This window comes from Streptomyces lincolnensis, assembly GCF_021173675.1.
GTDB classification, from domain to species: Bacteria; Actinomycetota; Actinomycetes; order Streptomycetales; family Streptomycetaceae; genus Streptomyces; species Streptomyces lincolnensis_B.
Map to the genome: position 1 here is coordinate 106,628 of NZ_JAIHON010000006.1, position 20,489 is coordinate 127,116.

19 protein-coding genes and 1 tRNA gene are annotated in these 20,489 nt (G+C 71.0%); 13 read left to right on the top strand and 7 right to left on the bottom strand.

All coding sequences use genetic code 11. The features are described 5' to 3' along the window. Nucleotides 1-96: 96 nt before the first annotated feature. Entirely contained in the window at nt 97-1,437 is a 1,341-nt protein-coding gene (locus tag K4B79_RS18155; protein WP_232027763.1) for an MFS transporter, read from the top strand. On the opposite strand, the gene K4B79_RS18160 is transcribed toward K4B79_RS18155, so the two are convergent. After that, nucleotides 1,400-1,906 (bottom strand): ATP-binding protein, encoded by a 507-nt coding sequence (locus K4B79_RS18160; protein ID WP_232027764.1) that lies wholly within the window; start codon nt 1,904-1,906, stop codon nt 1,400-1,402. The genes K4B79_RS18155 and K4B79_RS18160 overlap by 38 nt on opposite strands. Before the next feature lie 230 nt (nt 1,907-2,136). On the opposite strand from K4B79_RS18160, the gene K4B79_RS18165 reads away from it, so the two are divergent. From K4B79_RS18165 to K4B79_RS18205, 9 genes are all read left to right on the top strand, one after another. Then, nucleotides 2,137-3,006: a hypothetical protein gene (locus K4B79_RS18165; protein ID WP_232027765.1), complete on the top strand. Its 870-nt coding sequence runs from the start codon at nt 2,137-2,139 to the stop codon at nt 3,004-3,006. 145 nt (nt 3,007-3,151) lie between these two features. Continuing rightward, the gene (locus K4B79_RS18170; RefSeq protein WP_232027766.1) at nt 3,152-3,886 is read left to right on the top strand and encodes a YcnI family copper-binding membrane protein; all 735 of its coding nucleotides are present in this window, start codon (nt 3,152-3,154) and stop codon (nt 3,884-3,886) included. Nucleotides 3,887-3,964: 78 nt separating this feature from the next. Then, nucleotides 3,965-4,621, top strand: coding sequence for an SCO family protein (locus tag K4B79_RS18175; protein ID WP_232027768.1), 657 nt, complete (start codon nt 3,965-3,967; stop codon nt 4,619-4,621). Then, nucleotides 4,618-5,067: a copper chaperone PCu(A)C gene (locus tag K4B79_RS18180; protein ID WP_232027769.1), complete on the top strand. Its 450-nt coding sequence runs from the start codon at nt 4,618-4,620 to the stop codon at nt 5,065-5,067. The genes K4B79_RS18175 and K4B79_RS18180 overlap by 4 nt, the downstream gene beginning before the upstream one ends. A gap of 13 nt (nt 5,068-5,080) precedes the next feature. Further along, a complete protein-coding gene (locus K4B79_RS18185; RefSeq protein ID WP_232027770.1) occupies nt 5,081-7,111 on the top strand; it encodes a copper resistance CopC/CopD family protein in 2,031 nt (676 codons plus the stop codon). Between the two features lie 8 nt (nt 7,112-7,119). Beyond that, nucleotides 7,120-8,505: an iron uptake transporter deferrochelatase/peroxidase subunit gene (gene efeB / locus K4B79_RS18190; RefSeq protein ID WP_374208489.1), complete on the top strand. Its 1,386-nt coding sequence runs from the start codon at nt 7,120-7,122 to the stop codon at nt 8,503-8,505. Nucleotides 8,506-8,723: 218 nt separating this feature from the next. Beyond that, complete coding sequence (pheA, locus tag K4B79_RS18195) at nt 8,724-9,656, top strand: prephenate dehydratase (RefSeq protein ID WP_232027772.1); 933 nt, start codon at nt 8,724-8,726, stop codon at nt 9,654-9,656. A 564-nt stretch (nt 9,657-10,220) separates the two neighbouring features. Then, complete coding sequence (gene serS, locus K4B79_RS18200) at nt 10,221-11,498, top strand: serine--tRNA ligase (RefSeq protein ID WP_232027773.1); 1,278 nt, start codon at nt 10,221-10,223, stop codon at nt 11,496-11,498. Then, on the top strand, nt 11,495-12,316 hold the full coding sequence (locus K4B79_RS18205; RefSeq protein ID WP_232027774.1) for an HAD family hydrolase: 822 nt from the start codon (nt 11,495-11,497) through the stop codon (nt 12,314-12,316). Before serS ends, K4B79_RS18205 begins: the two co-directional genes overlap by 4 nt. A gap of 196 nt (nt 12,317-12,512) precedes the next feature. Here K4B79_RS18205 and K4B79_RS18210 read toward each other — a convergent pair. The 6 genes from K4B79_RS18210 to K4B79_RS18235 form a co-directional block, all read right to left on the bottom strand. Beyond that, nucleotides 12,513-12,616 (bottom strand) — tRNA-OTHER (locus tag K4B79_RS18210). A 286-nt stretch (nt 12,617-12,902) separates the two neighbouring features. After that, nucleotides 12,903-13,142, bottom strand: a complete 240-nt coding sequence (locus K4B79_RS18215; protein ID WP_232027775.1) for an SGM_3592 family protein — start codon at nt 13,140-13,142, stop codon at nt 12,903-12,905. 110 nt (nt 13,143-13,252) lie between these two features. Further along, nucleotides 13,253-13,972 carry an ABC transporter permease gene (locus K4B79_RS18220; RefSeq protein WP_232027776.1) on the bottom strand — a complete coding sequence of 240 codons (720 nt, stop codon included), beginning with the start codon at nt 13,970-13,972 and terminating at the stop codon, nt 13,253-13,255. Nucleotides 13,973-13,983: 11 nt separating this feature from the next. After that, nucleotides 13,984-14,895, bottom strand: coding sequence for an ABC transporter ATP-binding protein (locus K4B79_RS18225; protein ID WP_232027777.1), 912 nt, complete (start codon nt 14,893-14,895; stop codon nt 13,984-13,986). Further along, entirely contained in the window at nt 14,892-15,800 is a 909-nt protein-coding gene (locus K4B79_RS18230) for an ABC transporter permease (protein WP_232027778.1), read from the bottom strand. Before K4B79_RS18230 ends, K4B79_RS18225 begins: the two co-directional genes overlap by 4 nt. After that, a complete protein-coding gene (locus K4B79_RS18235; RefSeq protein ID WP_232028332.1) occupies nt 15,790-16,767 on the bottom strand; it encodes an ABC transporter ATP-binding protein in 978 nt (325 codons plus the stop codon). Before K4B79_RS18235 ends, K4B79_RS18230 begins: the two co-directional genes overlap by 11 nt. Before the next feature lie 246 nt (nt 16,768-17,013). On the opposite strand from K4B79_RS18235, the gene K4B79_RS18240 reads away from it, so the two are divergent. The 3 genes from K4B79_RS18240 to K4B79_RS18250 are packed head-to-tail and all read left to right on the top strand — an operon-like array spanning nt 17,014 to nt 20,479. Continuing rightward, a complete protein-coding gene (locus tag K4B79_RS18240) occupies nt 17,014-17,856 on the top strand; it encodes a M24 family metallopeptidase (protein WP_232027779.1) in 843 nt (280 codons plus the stop codon). Then, entirely contained in the window at nt 17,853-19,613 is a 1,761-nt protein-coding gene (locus tag K4B79_RS18245; RefSeq protein ID WP_232027780.1) for an SDR family oxidoreductase, read from the top strand. Before K4B79_RS18240 ends, K4B79_RS18245 begins: the two co-directional genes overlap by 4 nt. Next, nucleotides 19,610-20,479, top strand: coding sequence for a metal-dependent hydrolase (locus K4B79_RS18250; RefSeq protein ID WP_232027781.1), 870 nt, complete (start codon nt 19,610-19,612; stop codon nt 20,477-20,479). The genes K4B79_RS18245 and K4B79_RS18250 overlap by 4 nt, the downstream gene beginning before the upstream one ends. Nucleotides 20,480-20,489: the final 10 nt, after the last annotated feature.

Genomic DNA, 20,489 nt, shown 5'->3' on the forward strand with positions numbered 1-20,489 from the left:
GGGTGACCGCGGCCTCCGGGGGTGGCCGATTGGGCCAAGAATTGGGCCTCTGATTGGGTCTGCTCGGCGGCCCAATGCGCTTCTACTGTCGTTCGCATGACGAACTCCCTCGTCCCGCCCGCGGGGCCGCAACGCGTCCTGGCCCTGGCCCAGTTGACCAACTCCGTCGGTGACGGCGCCTACTACGTGACCTCGGCGCTCTACTTCACCCATGTCGTCGGTCTCGCCCCCGCGCGCGTGGGGCTCGGGCTCACCCTCGGGTGGGCGGTCGGCTCGCTGGTGGGGGTGCCGCTCGGGCGGCTCGCTGACCGGCGCGGGGCGCGTGGTACGGCGGTGCTGCTGGCGCTGGCCACCGGGCTCGCGGTGGCGTCCTTCCTGGTCGTGCGGGACTTCGTGCCCTTCGTGCTGGCGGCCTGCGCCTACGCCTCCGCCCAGTCGGGGCTGGCCGCCGCCCGGCAGGCGCTGCTCGCCGGGCTGGTGAGCGCCGGGGAGCGGACCGGCCTGCTGGCGCATCTCCAGTCGACGCTCAACGCGGGGCTCGCGGTGGGCGCGGGGCTGGGCGGGCTCGCGCTGCACGCCGGGACGGAGGCCGCCTATCTCGGGGTGTTCGCGCTGGACGCGGTGAGTTTCCTGGTGTGCGCGGGGCTGTTGACGCGGGTGCCGGCGGTGCGGGCTCGGGTTCCGGAGAAACGGCACGGTACGAGTGTGGTCCGCGACCGCCCGTACGTCCTGCTCACGCTGCTCAACACCGTGCTCCTGCTGCGGATGCCGCTGCTCAGCCTCGGGCTGCCGCTGTGGATCGCGGAGCGCACGGACGCGCCGACGTGGCTGGTCTCGGTGCTGTTCGTGCTCAACACCGGGGCCGTGATGCTGTTCCAGGTGCGGATGGCGCGCGGGATCGGCGGACTCGCCTCGGCCACGCGGACGGTACGGCGGTCGGGCTGGGTGATGCTGGCGGCCTGCGCGGTGTTCGCGTTGTCGGCGGGTGCCTCGCCGTGGGTGGCCGTGGCCGTTCTGACGGTGGGCGCGGTGCTTCAAGTGATCGCCGAGATGGGGCAGTCGGCCGGTTCCTGGCAGCTGTCCTTCGACCTGGCACCGGCCGAGCGGGTCGGCGAGTACCAGGGGTTCTTCGGCACCGGCGTGACCGTCGCCCGCACGCTGGGCCCGCTGGTGCTGACCTCACTGGTGGTCGGGTGGGGGACGCCCGGGTGGCTGCTGCTGGGCGCGGCGACGCTGGGAGCGTCGTACGCGATGGGGCCGGCGACGCGCCGGGCCCACGGACGGGTCGGTCTTGAGCGGGTCGGTCCGCAGGTCGGTCTTGAGCAGGTCAGTCTGCGGCGGTCCGTGCCGGTGAACCGTACCGACCGCTGTCAGGACCGCGCGGGCTCCCCTGCCGCCGCTACACCGCCATCAACGGCGCGTCCTTCTTCCACTTGAGGATCTTGTCGAAACTGACCACCGCGCCGCGTCGTCCGGGTTTGTTGCCGATGTGGACGTGGTCGGCGAGTTCCTGGATGAGACCGAGGCCTCTGCCGTTCTCGTCCTCGTCGGAGACGAGGCGGACGGACGGAAGAGCCTGGGCCTGGGCCGGCGTCTGGGCCTGCGTCGAGGCCTGGGCCTTGGGCGCCTGGGCACGGGCGAATCCGGGGCCCGAGTCGGTGACTTCGATACGGCACTTCTCGCCGTCGAGGTAGGCCGTGACCCGGTACGCCTCCGACGGGCCGCCCTGCCCGGAGTCCCCGCCGTGCTCGACGGCGTTCGCGCAGGCCTCGCTGAGGGCGACGGAGAGGTCGTAGGAGATGTCGGGATCGACGCCCGCGGTCTCCATGGTGCCGAGCAGCAGGCGCCGTGCGAGCGGCACGCTCGCGGCTTCACGCCGCAGATGGAGTGACCACCAGATGCTCATGCTCCAGCCTCCAGGCCGCGGCTCGACATACCGTTACGTATTGCCGCCCGTGCCCGGGTGTAAGCACAGAGTTGACGTGATGCCGCCCATACGGGGGATGTGCCGTGGGTGCCGATCGGTGTATGTGGGGCACTGTGTGGCAGAGGAGACCTTCCGGTCGTACCGCTCGTACGCCATCTTGCGGACCTGCCGTATGGCGTCCATGAGGCCAGTGCGATGATTGCCCCGCCATGACTGCCCCCCACACGCGCTCCGGAGGAGATCTCCGGGTTCTGCGGGCCGCGGTGTTCGCCGCGGTCTGCGTCGTGCTGGCCGCGGCCGGTCATGCGCTCGCCTCCTGCGCCGCCATTCCGCGGTGGACGCTCGGCGTGGGCTTCCTGGGCACCGTCCTGCTCGTGGCACCGCTCGCCGGGCGGACCCGCTCGCTGCCCGGGATCGCCGCCCTGCTCACGGTCGGACAGACCGCGCTGCACGTGGTGTTCGGGCTGGGACAGCACGGTACGACGGCGGCCTCGGCCACGGGTGCGGCGGTCCGTACGGCGGCGGCCGGTGCCGCCCCGGTGTCCGACGCCTCGCTGGTCGCGCAGGCCGCGCGGCTCGTCTGCGGGACCACCGCGGCGGCGATCAGTCCCGCGCAGGCCCAGAGGATCCTCACCAACGCGCGGATCCAACCGGCCGGCGGCACGGACATCCGCGGCACGGCCCTGAGCTCCGCGCACCACCCGGCGGACGCCATGTCCACCGCCCTGGGCTCCCCGATGTCGATGCTGCCGTCCCTGCCGATGCTGCTGGGCCACCTGCTCGCGGCCGTCGCCACCGGCTGGCTGCTGCGGCGCGGGGACCTGGCGCTGCTGCGGCTCGTCGAACTGTCGGCCTACTCGGCGCATTCGGTCGCCGAAGGGGCGCTCGTACGGTCCCTGCGCGGGGCGCTCGCGCTGGTGCGCGCCCTGCGTGCCGGCCTGCCGGGCGCGCCCGAAGCCGGTGCGCGCCCGCCGCGCACCGCCCTGCTCGCGTCACCGGCACCCCGTACCACCGCGCTCCAGCACTCGGTGATCCGGCGCGGCCCGCCCGGGCCCGCCACGTTCTCCCTCGCCGCCTGACGCGACACGCCCCACACCACTCCACCGCTGTGGAGAAGGGCCGCGGTCGCGCGGCACGCGCGTGTGCCCACGTCCCCGAATGATCGGTCCCACCGGCGCACGCGTACCCCTTCTCATCACCCAGTACCGAAGTGGAGTGCTGTTCATGAAGGCCTCTCGACTCGCCGCCGCCGGCGCCGTCGCCGCCACCGCCGTCGTCGTCCTGTCCTCTCCCGCGTTCGCGCACGTCACCGTGCAGCCCGAGGGCACCGCCGCCAAGGGCGGTTACGCGGTGATCGACTTCAAGGTCCCCAACGAGCGCGACGACGCCTCGACCACCAAGCTGGAGGTCGCCTTCCCGGCCGACCACCCGCTCGCCTCCGTCATGCCGGAGCCGATGCCCGGCTGGAAGATCGAAGTCACCAAGTCCAAGCTGGCCAAGCCCGTCGAGTCGCACGGCGAGCAACTCACCGAGGCCGTCACCAAGGTCACCTGGACCGCCGACGGCAAGGGCATCGAGCCCGGATACTTCGAGAAGTTCCCGGTCTCCGTCGGCGCGCTGCCCGAGGACACCGACACCCTCGTCTTCAAGGCCCTCCAGACGTACTCCAACAAGGAGGTCGTGCGCTGGATCGAGGAGCAGAAGCAGGGCGACGAGGAGCCGGAGAACCCGGCCCCGGTCCTCGAACTGGCCGCCGCCTCCGAGGACGGCCACCACGGCTCGTCGGCGACCGAGGAGGCCGCCGACTCCGCCTCCGCCGAGAACGCCTCCGCCTCGACCGCCGCCCCCGCCGACTCCAGTGACACCACCGCCCGCGTCCTGGGCGTGGTCGGCATCGTCGTCGGTGTCGTCGGGGTGGCCTACGGCGTGCTCGCCGGCCGTCGGCGCAGTGACGCCTGAGCTCCTTTCCGCTCCATGTGACGTGCACCGGAGCACCTCCGGTGCACGTCGGAACACTGACATCTGGGACATTTCTCTATGCGCAAGAAGACGCTCGCCGCGGCCGCCCTCCTCGCCGCCGCCACCCTGACCCTCTCCGCCTGCGGAAGCAGCGCCGACGACAGCGGCTCACCGGTCTCCGTGGTCTCCGAGGAGCCCGGCTCCGACAAGCCCGCCACCGTCCTCGACCAGCCGTTCGAGAAGCCGGACCTGGTCCTCACCGACGCGCAGGGCAAGAAGTACGACCTCCGCGCGGCGACCAAGGGCAAGCCGACGCTGCTCTACTTCGGCTACACCCACTGCCCCGACATCTGCCCGACGACGATGAGCAACATCGCCGTCGCCAAGAAGCAGCTGCCCAAGGCCGAACAGGACGAACTCCAGGTCGTCTTCGTCACCACCGACCCGGCCCGCGACACCCCGGCCGAACTCGGCAAGTGGCTCAAGGGCATCGACCCGACGTTCGTCGGCCTCACCGGCAGCTTCGCCACCATCCAGTCCAGCGCCCGCACCCTCGGCATCTCCATCGAGCCGACGAGCAAGGACAAGAACGGCAAGCTCGTCTCCATGCACGGCACCCAGGTCGTCGCCTTCTCCCCCAAGACCGACGCCGGGTACCTGCTCTACGGCGAGGACGCCACGGTCGACGACTACATCAAGGACCTGCCCAAGATCGTCAAGGGACAGACCCCGTGAGGCGTACGGCCCTGACCGCTCTCTGCGCCACGGCACTGACCGGGGCCCTGGTCCTCACCGGCTGCTCGGACTCCGACGACGGGGGCATCTCCGTCTCCGGCGCCTACATGCCCCAGCCGGTGTCCGACATGGCCGCGGGCTTCCTGACCATCGTCAACGACAGCGGTACGGCGGACCAGCTGACCTCGGTGACCAGCGACGACGGCGAGATCACCATGCACGAGACGAACAGCGGCGCGATGGCGGAGGTCTCCCGCTTCTCCGTCCCCGCCCACGGTCAACTCGTGTTCAAAAGCGGCGCCAACCACCTGATGTTCGACAAGCTGAAGCACAAGCCGAAGCAGGGTCAGACGGTCACCGTCGAACTCCACTTCGCCGAGTCCGACCCCGTCGTCGTGAAGATGCCCGTGAAGTCGGCGACGTACGTCCCGAAGACCGGACACTGAGGGAGGGACCTCCGTGACCCAGACCATCGCCCCCCGCGTCCGGACCCTGGTGCTGCTGCTCCTGGCCGCCACCGGACTGCTCCTCGCCACGGCCGGCCCGGCCTCCGCGCACGCCGCACTGACCGGCAGCGATCCCCAGCAGGGGGTGGTGGTCGACAAGGCGCCCGCCCAGGTCTCGCTGACCTTCTCCGAACAGGTCAGCATGTCCGCCGACTCGGTGCGCGTGCTCGACCCCAAGGGCAAGCCCGTGCAGAACGGCGCACCGACCAACCTGAGCGGCACGACGTACGCCCTGCGCCTGCACAGCGGCCTGCCCGACGGCACCTACACCGTCACCTACCACGTCGTCTCCGCGGACAGCCATCCCGTCGCCGGCGCCTACACCTTCTCCATCGGCGCGCCGTCCAATACCAGCGTCGCCGTCTCCGACGAGACGGTCGGCGGCGGGGTCGTCGGCTGGCTCTACGGATTCGGGCGGTACATGTCGTACGCCGGTTTCGTGGTGCTGGTCGGCGGGGCCGCCTTCGTGCTGGCCTGCTGGCAGCGCGGGGCCGGCGTGCGGGCCGTGCAACGGCTCGTGGTCTCCGGATGGGTCACGCTCACCTCGGCGACCCTTCTGCTGCTGCTCCTGCGCGGCTCCTACACCGGCAGCGGGAAGGTCGGCGACATCTTCGACCTCGACCTGCTCGGACAGGTGCTCCAGACCAAGACGGGCGCCGCGCTGGTGTCCCGGCTGCTGCTGCTCGCCGCGGCGGCCCTGTTCATCGCGGTGCTGTTCGGGGCGTACGAGAAGCGGGACGACGAGGAGAAGCGGGACCTGACCTTCGGGCTCGCGGTCGGCGGGGCCGTCGTGTCCGCCGGGCTCGCCGCGAGCTGGGCGATGTCCGAGCACGCCTCCGTCGGCCTCCAGGCGGGCATAGCCATGCCGGTCGACGTCGTCCATCTGCTCGCCGTCGCCGCCTGGCTCGGCGGGCTGACCGCCCTGCTCGTCGCCCTGTACAAGGCGCCCGCCGAGACACCCGTCGACTCGGCCGCCGTACGCCGTTTCTCGACCGTCGCCTTCGGCAGCGTCGTGGCGCTGGTGCTGACCGGCACCTACCAGTCGTGGCGGCAGCTCGGCTCCTGGTCGGCCTTCACCGACACGTGGTACGGGCAGCTCCTGCTCATCAAGATCGGGCTGGTGGCGCTGCTGGTGGGCATCGCGTACATCTCTCGGCGGTGGACGGCTCGGCTGGCGGAGACGGTGGTGCAGGGGAGCCCGAGGGCTCGGGAGAAGGAGCGGGTCGCCGCGGGCGGAGCGAAGAAGGGGGCTGTTTCCGCCGGTGGCGGCGGGGGTGCGGGGGGTGCCGGGAGTGCTGGAGGCGCTGGCGGTTCCGGGAGTGCTGGAGGCGCTGGGAGTTCCGGGGGTGACGCCAAGAAGGGTGGCGGCGCGAAGGCGGGCGGTACGAAGGGTGGCGGCACGTCCAAGCGGGACGCGCAGCTCGCCCGGCAGCGGGCCGCGGTGGACGTGGCGCGCCAGAAGCGGGAGCGGGACGCCGATCCGAACCGGTTCGGGCTGCGCCGGTCGGTGCTCGCCGAGGCCGGTGTCGCCGTCGTCCTGCTGGCCGTGACCACCGTGCTGACGCAGACCGAGCCCGGCCGTACGGAGGAGGAGGCCAAGGCGGCCACCTCGTCCTCCTCTTCCTCGTCGTCGGACGCGGCCGGGGCCGTGACCCTGACCATGCCGTTCGACACGGGCGGCGAGGACGGCAAGGGCGTGGTGACCGTCGACCTCGACCCCGCGCGCGTGGGCGCCAACGAGATGCACGTCTACGTCCAGCGGCCCAACGGGCGCGCCTTCGACATCCCCGAGGTGAAGATCGCCTTCACCCTGGAGTCCCAGAAGATCGGGCCGCTGCCTGTCGTGCCCGACCACATCACCACCGGTCACTGGTCGGCGAACGGAGTGCAGATCCCCGTGGCGGGCGACTGGGAAGTCGCGGCGACCGTGCGGACCTCCGACATCGACCAGACGACCGTCTCCAAGAACGCGCAGATCGGCTGAACCGAACCATGGCTGACCAGTCCACTCCCGACGCCCCCGCCGCCGCGGGGGGTGTTTCCGAGGGCACTTCCCAAGGCGTGCCCGAGGCTGTTTCCACGGGCGTTCGTGAGGATGCTTCCGGGGGCGCCTCCTCCGAGGCGACCGTATCCGTGTCCGCCGCGCCCGTGTCCGCCGCGTCCGCGGGAGGCGTCTCGCGCCGCAAGCTGCTCGGCACCGCCGGGGCCACCGGGCTCGTCCTGGGCGCGGCCGGCGGGGTCGTGGGCCACGCCGCCCGGCCCGCCGAGGCCACCCCGCTCGCGTCGGTGGGCACGGACGAGGTGATGTTTCACGGGAAACATCAGCCCGGAATCACCCAGGGCCTCCAGGCCCGCGGCCACCTCGTCGCCTTCGACCTCGCGGCGGGCGCGGGCCGCAAGGAGGCCGGGGCCCTGCTGCGCCGCTGGTCGGAGACGGCCCGGCGGCTGATGGCGGGCGAGGCGATGACCCAGGACGACACGGATGTCGCCCGGGACGCGGGGCCCTCGTCGCTGACGGTCACCTTCGGCTTCGGCCACAGCTTCTTCGCCCGCACCGGGCTGGAGAAGCAGCGCCCGGTCGCCCTCGACCCGCTGCCCGACTTCTCCTCCGACCACCTCGACAAGGCCCGCAGCAACGGCGATCTGTGGGTGCAGATCGGCGCCAACGACGCCCTGGTCGCCTTCCACGCCCTGCGCGCGATCCAGAAGGACGCGGGCGGCGCGGCGCGCGTCCGCTGGCAGATGAACGGCTTCAACCGCTCGCCGGGCGCCACCGCTCATCCGATGACGGCACGGAATCTGATGGGCCAGATCGACGGCACGCGCAATCCGAAGCCGACGGAGTCCGACTTCGACCGGCGGATCTTCGTACCGTCGTCGGGTGACCCGTCGTGGATGGCCAACGGCTCCTACGCCGTCGTACGACGGATCCGGATGCTGTTGGACGACTGGGAGAAGCTCTCGGTCGCCACCCAGGAGAACGTCATCGGGCGCCGGAAGTCCAATGGGGCGGCGCTGACCGGGGGCACCGAGACCACCGCGATGGACCTGGAGAAGACGGACGCCAAGGGGAATCTGGTGGTCCCGCTCAACGCCCACGCGCGGATCACCCGGCCCGACCAGAACGGCGGGGCGGCGATGCTGCGGCGCCCCTTCTCGTACCACGACGGCTTCGACACGGACGGTGTGCCCGACGCGGGCCTGCTCTTCGTCTGCTGGCAGGCCGATCCGCTGCGCGGCTTCGTCCCAGTCCAGCGCAAGCTCGACCGGGGGGACGCGCTGTCGCAGTTCATCCGGCACGAGGCGAGCGGCTTGTTCGCGGTGCCGGGCGGGGCGGCGGAGGGGGAGTACGTGGGGCAGCGGCTGCTGGAGGGGTGAGGGGGCCGGCGGGACCGGGGCCCTGCCGGCAGTGGCGGTGGCGGTGGCCGTACGGGTACGGGTACGGGTACGGGTACGGGTACGGGTGCGCGTGCGGGTGCCTGTGCCGGGCGTCACGCGAACGCTCGGGGCGGGCCGTGGTCACGCCGGTTCACTCAGCGGAGGGGCCGTCCTGGGACAGCTGCGCCCGGTTCGGCAAGGGCCATTAGGGTGAGGTCATGCCAGCGAGCTATGCGTATCTCGGCCCTGAGGGCACCTTCACCGAAGTCGCCCTGCGCACCCTTCCCGAGGCGGCCACGCGTGAGCTGATCCCGTACGTGTCCGTGCAGTCCGCGCTGGACGCGGTGCGGGTCGGCGAGGCCGAGGCCGCCTTCGTGCCGATCGAGAACTCCGTCGAGGGCGGCATCACCACCACCCTGGACGAACTGGTCGCGGGCGCACCGCTGATGATCTACCGCGAGGTGCTGCTGTCGATCACCTTCGCGCTGCTCGTGAGGCCGGGCACGAAGATCTCGGACATCAAGACGGTCTCCGCGCACCCGGCCGCCCAGCCGCAGGTGCGCAACTGGCTGAAGAACAACCTCCCCGACACCCACTGGGAGTCGGCCGCCTCGAACGCGGACGCCGCCCGGCTGGTCCAGGAGGGCCAGTACGACGCCGCCTTCGCGGGCGAGTTCGCGGCCGCCCGCTACGGCCTGGAGGCCCTGGAGACCGGGATCCATGACGCCGAGAACGCGCAGACGCGGTTCGTGCTGGTCGGCCGCCCGGCCCGGCCCGCCGCGCCGTCCGGCGCCGACAAGACGTCCGTGGTGCTGTGGCAGCGCGACGACCACCCCGGTGGGCTGCGCGACCTGCTCGGCGAGTTCGCCACCCGGGGCATCAACCTGATGCTGCTGCAGTCCCGGCCGACCGGCGCGGGCATCGGCAACTACTGCTTCTGCATCGACGCCGAGGGCCACATCTCCGACCGCCGGGTCTCCGAGGCCCTGATGGGGCTCAAGCGGATCTGCCTGGAAGTGCGGTTCCTCGGGTCGTACCCGCGTGCGGACGTGGGCGTCGAGGACGTGAGCACGCCGCGGCCGGGGACGTCCGACGAGGAGTTCGTCTCGGCGGCGGACTGGGTGGCCCGGTGCCAGGACGGCCGGTTCTGAACAGGTTCTGAGCCGGTTCTGAGCCAGTTCCGAGCCCGATCCTACCTGCAGATTTTAGTTATCCACAGGAGTTATCCACAGGCGAGCTTCTCGACCTGGGGACAAGTCGACAGCGAAGCGCCACTCTGTCGACAAATCGGCCTACAGGCCGCCCGGGCGTTCACCGCCACGCACATCACCCTTCGTCCACTCTTTTCCCTTGGGCAATCCTTTGGGGCGACCTCTTTCCACTCGAAAGTGGGGGTAAGCGAGGTTTGCACCGGGAATCAAGGCTGTCACCGACTCGTTTCGGAGTGATCAATTCCGAAGTCCACAGATCTTCCACACAGCCTGTGGATAACTTTTCCCGGGGTGTGGATTCCTGTGGACAGTCGGACCTCAAGTCCCCTTCCACACAAGGGAATCGAGTCAACCAGACGCCCCGCACGTGCCCCGTTCCAGGGAGCGAGACGCGCTTTATTGACACGCTGGAACACTTAGGGCAATTGCCTCATAACAGAACGTAAGGCACGTTCCGCAATAGTGAGTCGAGACGCGTGACCGCGCACCGGTAGCCTTGGCCCCGTGATTGACCTTCGCCTGCTCCGTGAGGACCCCGACCGTGTGCGCGCGTCCCAGCGCGCCCGTGGAGAGGACGTCGCGCTCGTCGACTCCCTCCTGTCCGCCGACGAGCGGCGCAGGTCGTCCGGCGTCCGCTTCGACGAGCTGCGCGCCGAGCAGAAGCAGCTCGGCAAGCTGATCCCCAAGGCCTCCGGGGACGAGAAGGCCGAGCTGCTGAAGAAGGCGGGGCAGCTCGCCGCCGACGTCAAGGCCGCCGACGCCGAGCGCGACGCGGCCGACGCCGAGACCAAGGAGCTCCTGCTCCAGCTGAGCAACCTCGTCCACCCCGACGTGCCCGTCGGCGGCGAGGAGGACTTCACCACGCTGGAGACGCACGGCACGATCCGCGACTTCGGCGCCGAGGGCTTCGAGCCCAAGGACCACCTGGAGCTCGGCACGATCCTCGGCGCGATCGACGTCGAGCGCGGTGCCAAGGTCTCGGGCTCGCGCTTCTACTTCCTGACGGGCGTGGGCGCGCTCCTGGAGCTGGCGCTCGTCAACGCGGCGATCGCGCAGGCCACCGCGGCCGGCTTCACGCCGATGCTGACGCCCGCGCTGGTCCGCCCGCAGTCCATGGCCGGCACCGGCTTCCTCGGCCAGGCGGCCCAGGACGTCTACCACCTCGACAAGGACGACCTCTACCTGGTCGGCACCTCCGAGGTCCCGCTCGCCGCGTACCACATGGACGAGATCATCGACGCCGACCGGCTGCCGCTGCGCTACGCCGGTTTCTCGCCCTGCTTCCGCCGCGAGGCCGGCTCGCACGGCAAGGACACCCGGGGCATCTTCCGCGTGCACCAGTTCGACAAGGTCGAGATGTTCTCCTACGTCGACCCGGCCGACTCGCAGGCCGAGCACCAGCGCCTGCTGGAGTGGGAGAAGCAGTGGCTGACCTCCCTGGAGCTGCCGTTCCGGGTCATCGACGTCGCCTCGGGCGACCTGGGCTCCTCGGCCGCGCGCAAGTTCGACTGCGAGGCGTGGATCCCGACCCAGGGCAAGTACCGCGAGCTGACCTCGACCTCGGACTGCACCGAGTTCCAGTCCCGCCGGCTGTCGATCCGCGTCCGTGACGGCAAGCAGGTCAAGCCGCTGGCGACGCTCAACGGCACGCTGTGCGCCGTACCGCGCACGATCGTGGCGATCCTGGAGAACCACCAGCAGGCCGACGGCTCCGTCCGGGTCCCCGAGGTGCTGCGCCCCTACCTGGGCGGCCGGGAGATCCTGGAGCCCGTCGCCAAGTGAGTACGCCTCTCCGGGGAAGTACGGCCTTCCCCTACCAGCTCGTCGCGACCGACCTCGACGGAACGCTTCTGCGGTCCGACCAGTCGGTCTCGGAACGCACCCGCGAGGCACTCGCCGCGGCCACCGCGGCGGGTGCCGCGCACATCGTGGTCACGGGCCGCTCGGCCCCGTGGACCCGCCCGGTCCTGGAGGACCTGGGCTACCAGGGCCTCGCGGTCTGCGGCCAGGGCGCGCAGGTGTACCACGTCGGCGAGGACCGCCTGCTGACGTCGGTGACCCTGGACCGGCAGCTGGCCGGAGTGGCGCTGGCCAAGATCGAGGCGGAGGTCGGGCCGCTGTTCCTCGCGGCGAGCCGCGACGGGCTGGACGGCGAGGTGCTGGTCGGGGCCGGGTACTCGGTCGTCGGCGCGCTCCCCTCCACCCCCCTCACGGACGTGGCCGATCTCTGGGCCGCCCCGCTGAACAAGATCTACATCCAGCATCCGACCCTCACGGACGACGAGCTCGCCGAGGTGGCCGGCCGGACCGCGGGCGGCTTCGTCTCCGTCACCATGGCCGGCGAGGGCATCGTCGAGCTCCTCCCCCTCGGCCTCTCCAAGGCCACGGGTCTCTCCCTCGCCGCTCGCCGTCTCGGCCTCAAGGCCGCCGACACCATCGCCTTCGGCGATATGCCCAACGACCTCCCGATGTTCGCCTGGTCCTCCTACGGCGTCGCCATGGGCAACGCCCACACCGACCTCAAGGCCGTCGCCGACGAGGTGACCGGGGCCAACGACGAGGACGGGATCGCCGTGGTCCTGGAACGGATGCTGGGCTGAGAGCGGGCTTGATCTGCTGACGGCCGCGGCGGTCGGCACCGCCGCGCAGTGACCGGCGTCCGAACGCCGCCCACACATCGGCGTGCCCGCCGAGCCAGGTGAAGCCGCCGCAGATCGCCTCAATCCGCTCTCGACGTACCCGGCCGGGAAGCCCGGCCAAGTCCCAGTGACGCCAAGTCCCAGTGACAACGTCTCGCGGAGGATGCACGGATCGAACGTGCGCGGGCCTTTCGACCCGACCACGGCTGCTCCTGATCAAACACAGTGCAAACCGGTGCCTTACCACTCGGCCAATCCTCCGGGTGGGCGGCCCACGCGAGTGCGATTCGCGTGCTCGAAGCGGCCGCCCCGGGCAGCTCCCCGTGCGGTGGGCTCCATGGAGGGGTAACTACTCCGGAGCCCGCCGCGGGCTGCCCTGAAGGGAGCTGGACGTACTGCCGTGCATGGGCATCGCCCCGCTCCTCTCCCAGAACCTGGCGCCGGTTCGATCCGGCGTCGTGGACACAACCATCGTGCCTGTACGCCGACTTGGACGCCACCGAATTAATCGGCCGTAGTACCCGCCTCAGCGGTCGCGGTACCCGCCTCAGCGCCGCCGCCACCTGCGACGACGCCCCTTGCTGAAGAACCACCCGGCGGGCGGCTCGTCGGAGCGCCAGGGCTGCGGCTCGGGTTCCTGGCCGCGCCAGCGGGCGGCGAGCATACGGGCCCGGGCGGACGGCTCGGAGGTGTCGGCGGAGCGTATGAAGTCCTCGTCCAGGACGAGGTCGTCCCACCCGTCCTCGGAGCGGCCACGACCGTCGTGCTGTGCTGTCTCGTCCGTCATCCCCGTCCTCCTGGCCGTACCTTCCCGTGCGTCCCCGTTTGTCCAGTGTGCCCGGACGGAGGTGAAGCCCCCGTCAATAAGCGCGGGATCCGCTCCTGACCTGTCGGCCCCTACTCCTCACCCGCCAGGGTCAGCGACCGCAGCTTCTGCCCCGCGTACCAGGTGGCCAGCACGGTCACCACGACGAGCAGGACGGTGGCCGTCGTCAGCCCGACGTCCGAGGTCACCAGGTCCCCGCCCGCGACCTTGTGGGCCACGGCCAGCGACCACTGCTGGACGCTGAGGGTGCGGGCCCCGGCCACCAGGGAGCCGAACAGGGCCTCCCAGACGAGCGCGTAGACCAGCCCGAACACCACCGCGTGCCGCGACACCGTGCCCAGCAGCAGGAAGAGCGCCGCGTACGCGATGGAGGCGACCAGCGCGGCCACCGTGTAGGCGACGGCGATCTGCTGGCCGTTGCCGTTGAGGATGAGGCCCGCGATCAGGGTCGGCACCGCGGAGAACACCATCGTCACGCCGATCGCGACGATCAGCTTGGTGAAGATGATCGTGGGCCGCTTGATCGGCTTGGACAGCAGGTACACCACCGAGCCGTCGTCGATCTCCGGGCCGATCGCGCCCGTGCCGGCGATGACACCGATGATCGGCACCATGGTGGCGAGCGCGAGCCCGCCCAGCAGGTCGGCCGTCGTCTGGTCGTCGGCGCCGACCAGGGCGCGGACGATGACCGCGATCACGATCAGCAGGACGGGCAGCGCGCCCAGGATGAGGGCCCGGCGGCGACCGAGCAGGGCCCGGTAGGTGAGTCGGGCGACTGTGGGGTCGTACATCGTGTGGCCTCCTACGCCGCGACCAGATAAGAGAACACGGATTCAAGGGACTCGTCGGACGGCGAGACCGTGAGCAGCCGGATGCCGTGGTCGCGGGCGACCTTCGGCAACAGGGCGGTGAAGCGGCCGAAGTCGACGGCCTGGATGCGCAACGCGCCCTCGGCGAGGTCCACTTCGATGCCGGCCGTCGACGGGTCGGCGATCAGCGCGGCCGCGAGGGCGCGGTCGTCGCTGGAGCGCACCAGGTAGCGGTGCGGGCGGTCGGTCATCAGGCGGCGGATCCGGCGGAAGTCGCCGCTGGCCGCGTGCCGTCCGGCGACGACCACCTCGATGTGGCGGGCGAGTTGCTCGACCTCTTCGAGGATGTGGGACGAGAACAGCACCGTGCGGCCCTCGTCGCCCATGCGCCGCAGCAGGTCCATGAGCTGCATGCGCTGGCGCGGGTCCATGCCGTTGAAGGGCTCGTCGAGCAGGAGCAGCGACGGCTCGTGGACGAGCGCGCTGGCCATCTTTACGCGCTGGCGCATGCCCTTGGAGTACGTCTGGATCTTGCGGTCCTGGGCGTACTCCATCTCGACCGTGGCCAGCGCCTTCTGGGCGGCCTTGGCACCCAGGCCGTGCAACTCGGCGTTGGCGACGACGAATTCGCGGCCGGTGAGGAAGTCGTACATCGCCTCGCGCTCGGGGACGATGCCGATGTGCTTGTAGATCTCCTCGTTGCGCCACACCGGCTGTCCGTCGAGCGTGACGGTGCCGGTGGAGGGGGCGAGGAAGCCGCCCATCATGTTGATGAGGGTGGACTTTCCGGCGCCGTTGGGGCCGAGGAGGCCGGTGACGCCGGGGCCGATCGTCATGGTGATGTCGTTGACGGCGACCACGTTGCCGAACCAGCGCGAGACGTGGTCGATGGTGAGCGTGGTCACAGTCCGACCTTTCGGTAGCGGCGCATCAGCAGGCCGTAGCAGGCGGCGATCAGGCCGAGGGTGACGAGGACGTAGACCACGCCCTCCCCGTTCGTCGGTCCGACCCCGCCCGGGAACGCCGAGGTGGCGCCGAGGAACGCGGACTGGAGTCCGTCGATGAGCGTGATGGGCGAGAAGAGGCCCATCCAGGCGATGGAGTCGCCGGCGTCCTGCGCGTCGGCGATGGCCTGGAGAGTGGAGACGGCGCCGTAGGTGATGGTCAGGACGGCGATCACGGCCGCGATGCCGAAGCCGCGGCGCGGGGTGACCGAGGCGATGACCAGGCCGAGGCCGGCGAAGAGCAGCGAGAGCAGGGCCACGGACACCAGTCCTTGCGCGAATCCCTTGGTCTGGTCGGCGAAGTCCAGCTTGGCCAGCAGGGCGCCCGCGTAGAGCACGACCAGCGGGGCCGCGGTGAGGATGAACAGCGCCGAGGCCAGGGCCGCGAACTTCGCGCGGACGTAGTCGGCGGTCTCGATCGGCCGCGAGAAGTACAGCGGAACGGTCTTGAAGCGCAGGTCGCGCGAGACGGACTGGGGTGCCTGCGAGGCGACGTAGAGGCTGATGACGGCCTGCATGATGACCGCGTAGCGCGTGTAGTCGACGGGCAGGTCCTTGGCCTTGGTGGCGACCGCGACGGCGACCATGATGGCCGCGGGCACGCACATCACCACGAACAGCAGCATCGGCAGCACCTTGGACTTCACCGAGCGGCCGAGGCCGTAGGCGCCGCGCAGGGACTGCGAGTACAGCGAACGCGTGGCGTACGAGCGGCCCAGCCGGGGGCCGTCGTAGGCGCGGTAGCCGATGTTGTGGATGCGGGTCTGGTCACCCGGGGATGTCGCTGCGGGGTGCTCAACCGCCATGGCCGACCGCCTCCTTCCGCTGTGTGTCCTGCTGGGCGTCGCCGTCCGTGAAGACCTCGGAGATGTGGTGCCGGCGCTGTTCCATGCGCACCAGGCCGATGCCGAGGTCGGCGACCACGTCCCGTACCAGGTCGTAGGTCTCCTCGCCCTGCGCCGTCAGCAGCAGCACATGGCCGGCGCCCGGCAGGCCCGCGCCGCCCTCCAGGAGCTCCACCCCGCGCGCGTGGAGCGCGTCGCGCACCGCGCGGGTGCCGTCGGGGTGCGCGTCGGTGTCGGTGACCTCGATCGCGATGGTCGTCGTGGTCTGGGTGAAGTCGGTGGTGGAGCTGGAGCGCAGGAGCTTGCCTCCGTCGACGACGACCACGTGGTCGCAGGTGCGCTCCAACTCGCCCAGCAGGTGCGAGGTGACCAGGACCGAGATGCCGAAGTCGGTGTAGATACGGCGGATGAGGCCGAGCATCTCGTCGCGGCCGACCGGGTCGAGGCCGTTGGTCGGCTCGTCCAGGAAGACCAGCTGGGGGTCGTGGACGAGGGCCTGCGCGAGCTTGACGCGCTGCTTCATGCCGGTGGAGTAGCCGCCGATGGGCCGGTAGCGCTCCTCGTACAGCCCGACATGGCGCAGGGTGTCCGCGGTGCGTTCGCGGGCGGCGGTGGGCGGCAGGCCGGACATCCGGGCCATGTGCACGACGAACTCGGTGGCCGAGACGTCGGGCGGCAGGCAGTCGTGTTCCGGCATGTAGCCGACGCGCTCGCGGATGTCTCCGCCCTTGGTGGCGACATCGAGGCCGAGCACCTCGGCGCGGCCCTCGGTGGCGGGGGACAGACCCAGAAGGATCTTGATCAGTGTGGACTTGCCGGCTCCATTGGCTCCGACGAGTCCGGTCACACCGGGCCCGACGTCCACGGAGAGCCGGTCAAGCGCGGTCACCCGGGGGAACCGCTTGCTCAGGCTTTCGGTCGCGATCACAGTCACGTCGTCGACGGTAGTGACCTGGGCCACGCCGGTCGTCACCCCACAGAGCCGTCTTGGTATCAGACTCCAGATGTACGGGGCCCTAGGGGATGCCCTGCCTGAGAGTTACGCCCGCCCCGGTTTTCCACAGGCCGGGTTTTCCACAGCCCGAACCCCCCTATTGACGTCGCCTCTAACTACTGTCACATTCGCCAGTGTCAAGTTACGGGCACGTACCGCAGTCGATGGGGACGGGGCGGCATGGCGACGGCAGTGAACAGCGAACTCTCCGTGGAACTGAGCGGGTTCAGGCGGGTCCAACAGCTCGCGTACGCCTGCGCGGAGGCCGTCGCGGCACGGCTGGAGCCGGGCGTCACCGAGCGCGAGGCGGCGCGGATGCAGCGCGTGTGGCTGCGCGAGCGCGGGGTGAAGGACTGGTTCCACCTCCCCTTCGCCTGGTTCGGCGACCGCACGGCGTTCGTGAACTTCCGCGTACCGCTCCAGTTCTTCCCCACCGACCGCCGCCTTGAGCCGGGCATGCCGTTCATCCTGGACATGGCCCCGGTGTACGAGGGCTTCACGGCCGACATCGGCTACTCGGGCTCCCTCGGCATCAACCCCGTGCAGGACCGGCTGATGGCCGACCTTGAGGCGCACCGCGAGCTCATCCTCCGCGAGGTGCGCGAGCGACGCCCGCTGCGGGAGATCTACGAGGACGTGGACCGCCTCATGGTCCGCCAGGGATACGCCAACCGGCACCGCGCCTACCCCTTCGGCGTGATCGCGCACAAGGTCGACCGGGTCCGGGAGCGCCGCTGGTCACCGCATCTCTTCGGATTCGGGACCCAGTCCCTGAAGGGCCTGGCCGCCGACGCCCTGCACGGCCACCGCGAGGGCTGGTCGCCGCTGTGGTCGCGGTACCGCTTCTCCGACCACCCGCCCCGGCCGGGCCTGTGGGCGGTCGAACCCCATCTGGGGTTCCGCGGTACGGGCGCGAAGTTCGAGGAGATCCTGGTCGTCACCGACTCCCGGGACCCCGAGCAGAGCGCCTTCTGGCTGGACGACGATCTGCCGCACGTGCGGCGCTGGGCGGAGGAGAAGTGACAGTGCTGCGAGATGCGCGCGAGCGCCGGGTGCGGACCGGCGGGATCGAGCTGTGCGTCGCCGAACTCGGCGACCCGTCGGCCCCGACGGTCGTCCTGATCCACGGCTACCCGGACAGCAAGGAGGTGTGGTCCGAGGTCGCGCCCCGCCTCGCCGAGCGCTTCCACGTCGTCCTCTACGACGTCCGCGGCCACGGCCGCTCCACCGCACCGCGGCCGCTGCGCGGCGGCTTCACCCTGGAGAAGCTGACGGACGACTTCCTCGCCGTCATCGACGCGGTCAGCCCCGACCGGCCGGTGCACCTGGTCGGGCACGACTGGGGCTCGGTGCAGGCCTGGGAGTTCGTCACCGTCCGGCGCACCGAAGGCCGCGTCGCCTCCTTCACCTCGATGTCCGGACCCTCTCTCGACCACCTCGGCCTCTGGATCGACAAGCGCCTGCGGCGGCCCACCCCCCGCCGGGTCGCCCAGCTCGTGGGCCAGGGCGCCAAGTCCTGGTACGTGTACGCCCTGCACACCCCCAGACTGCCCGAACTCGCCTGGCGCGGCCCCCTCGGCACACACTGGCCCCGCCTGCTGGAACGCGCTGAGAAGATCCCCCGCGGCACCTACCCGACCGCCTCCCTGCCCAGGGACGCGGCCCACGGAGCCTGGCTGTACCGCGACAACATCCGCCCCCGGCTGCGCCGCCCCCGCCGGGACGCGTACGCGCACGCGCCCGTGCAGCTCATCACGCCCCTGGACGACGCGTTCCTGTCCGAGACGCTCTACGACGACCTCGACCGGTGGGTCCCCCAGTTGACCCGGCGCACGCTCCCGGCCAAGCACTGGATCCCCCGCACCCGGCCCGACCGACTGGCCGCCTGGATCACGGAGTTCGTGACGTCCGTCGAGGGCGGACGGCCGGACGCGTCACCGGCCACCGGGAAGTACGCCGACCGGTTCGGCGGGCAGCTCGTCCTGGTCACCGGCGCCGGCAGCGGCATCGGCCGGGCCACCGCGTTCGCCTTCGCCGAGGCCGGGGCACGCGTGGTGGCCGTCGACCGGGACGCCGAGGCCGCCGCCCGCACCGCCGAACTGTCCCGCCTGCTCGGCGCCCCGCGCAGCTGGGCCGAGACGGTCGACGTCTCCGACGAGCAGGCCATGGAGAAGCTCGCGGCCAAGGTCGCCGCCGAGTACGGCGTGGTCGACGTCCTGGTGAACAACGCCGGTATCGGCCTGGGCGGTTCCTTCTTCGACACCACCCCCGAGGACTGGAAGAAGGTCCTCGACGTCAACCTGTGGGGCGTGATCCACGGCTGCCGGCTCTTCGGCAGGCAGATGACCGAGCGCGGACAGGGCGGCCACATCGTCAACACCGCGTCGGCGGCGGCGTACCAGCCCTCCAAGGCACTGTCCGCCTACGGCACCTCCAAGGCCGCCGTGCTGATGCTGAGCGAGTGCCTGCGCGCGGAGCTGGCCGGCCAGGGCATCGGCGTGAGCGCGATATGCCCCGGCTTCGTGAACACCAACATCACCTCCACCGCGCGCTTCGCCGGGGTCGACGCCGAGGAGGAGAAGCGACGCCAGAAGCGGACCGCCCGGCTGTACGGGCTGCGGAACTACCCGCCGGAGAAGGTCGCCGACGCGATCCTGCGGGCGGTCGTGCGCAACGAGGCCGTGGTCCCGGTGACACCCGAAGCCCGCGGCGCCCGTCTGCTGTCCCGTCTCGCGCCCGGCGCGCTGCGGGCGATCGCACGGCTGGAGCCACCGCTGTGAGCCACCGGATCGCACCCCGCAGAGTGGCCTTCGACTGGTCGCGCACCCCGCTGCACTGGATCCCCGGCGAACCGACCGCGACCCACGTCATCAACGTGCTGCATCTGCTGCTCCCTGCGGGGGAGCGGTGGTTCGTGAAGGTCTTCAAGGAAGCCCTCCCCCTGGTCCGCGACCCCGAACTGCTCGCCGAGGTCAAGGGGTTCATGGGCCAGGAGGCCACCCACAGCGTCCAGCACACCCACGTCCTGGACCATCTGACCGCCCAGCGGCTCGACACCGCGGACTTCACCCGATACGTCGACCTCCTCTTCGAACGGCTCCTCGGGGAACGTCCGCCGCTCGGGGCGCCGATATCGCCGCGCGAGTGGCTGCGCTTCCGGCTCGCGGTCGTCGCGGCGATCGAGCAGTTCACGGCGGTGCTCGGCGACTGGGTCCTGTCCGCCGAGGGCCTGGACCGGGCCGGGGCCGACGAGGTCATGCTCGACCTGCTGCGCTGGCACGGGGCGGAGGAGGTCGAACACCGCGCGGTCGCCTTCGACATGTACCAGCACTGCGGTGGCACCGGCGCACCCCGGTACGCCCGCCGCGTCACCGGCATGGCCGTCACCGCGCCGGTGATGCTCGGCCTGTGGGTGTGGGGGACGGCCTACCTGATACGCCACGACCCCCAGCTCGCGGGACGCGTGCGCTATTCGCTCGCCGAGCACGACAGGGCGATACGCAAGGGCCTCCTGCCCGCCTGGCGGGAGCTGGGGGCGGCGGTGCCGCGGTACCTGCGCAGGTCGTACCACCCCTCCCGGGAAGGGTCGTTGAGCCGGGCCGTGGAGTATCTGAAGCGGTCACCGGCGGCGAGGGGGGCGGCGTGAGCGAGTCGGC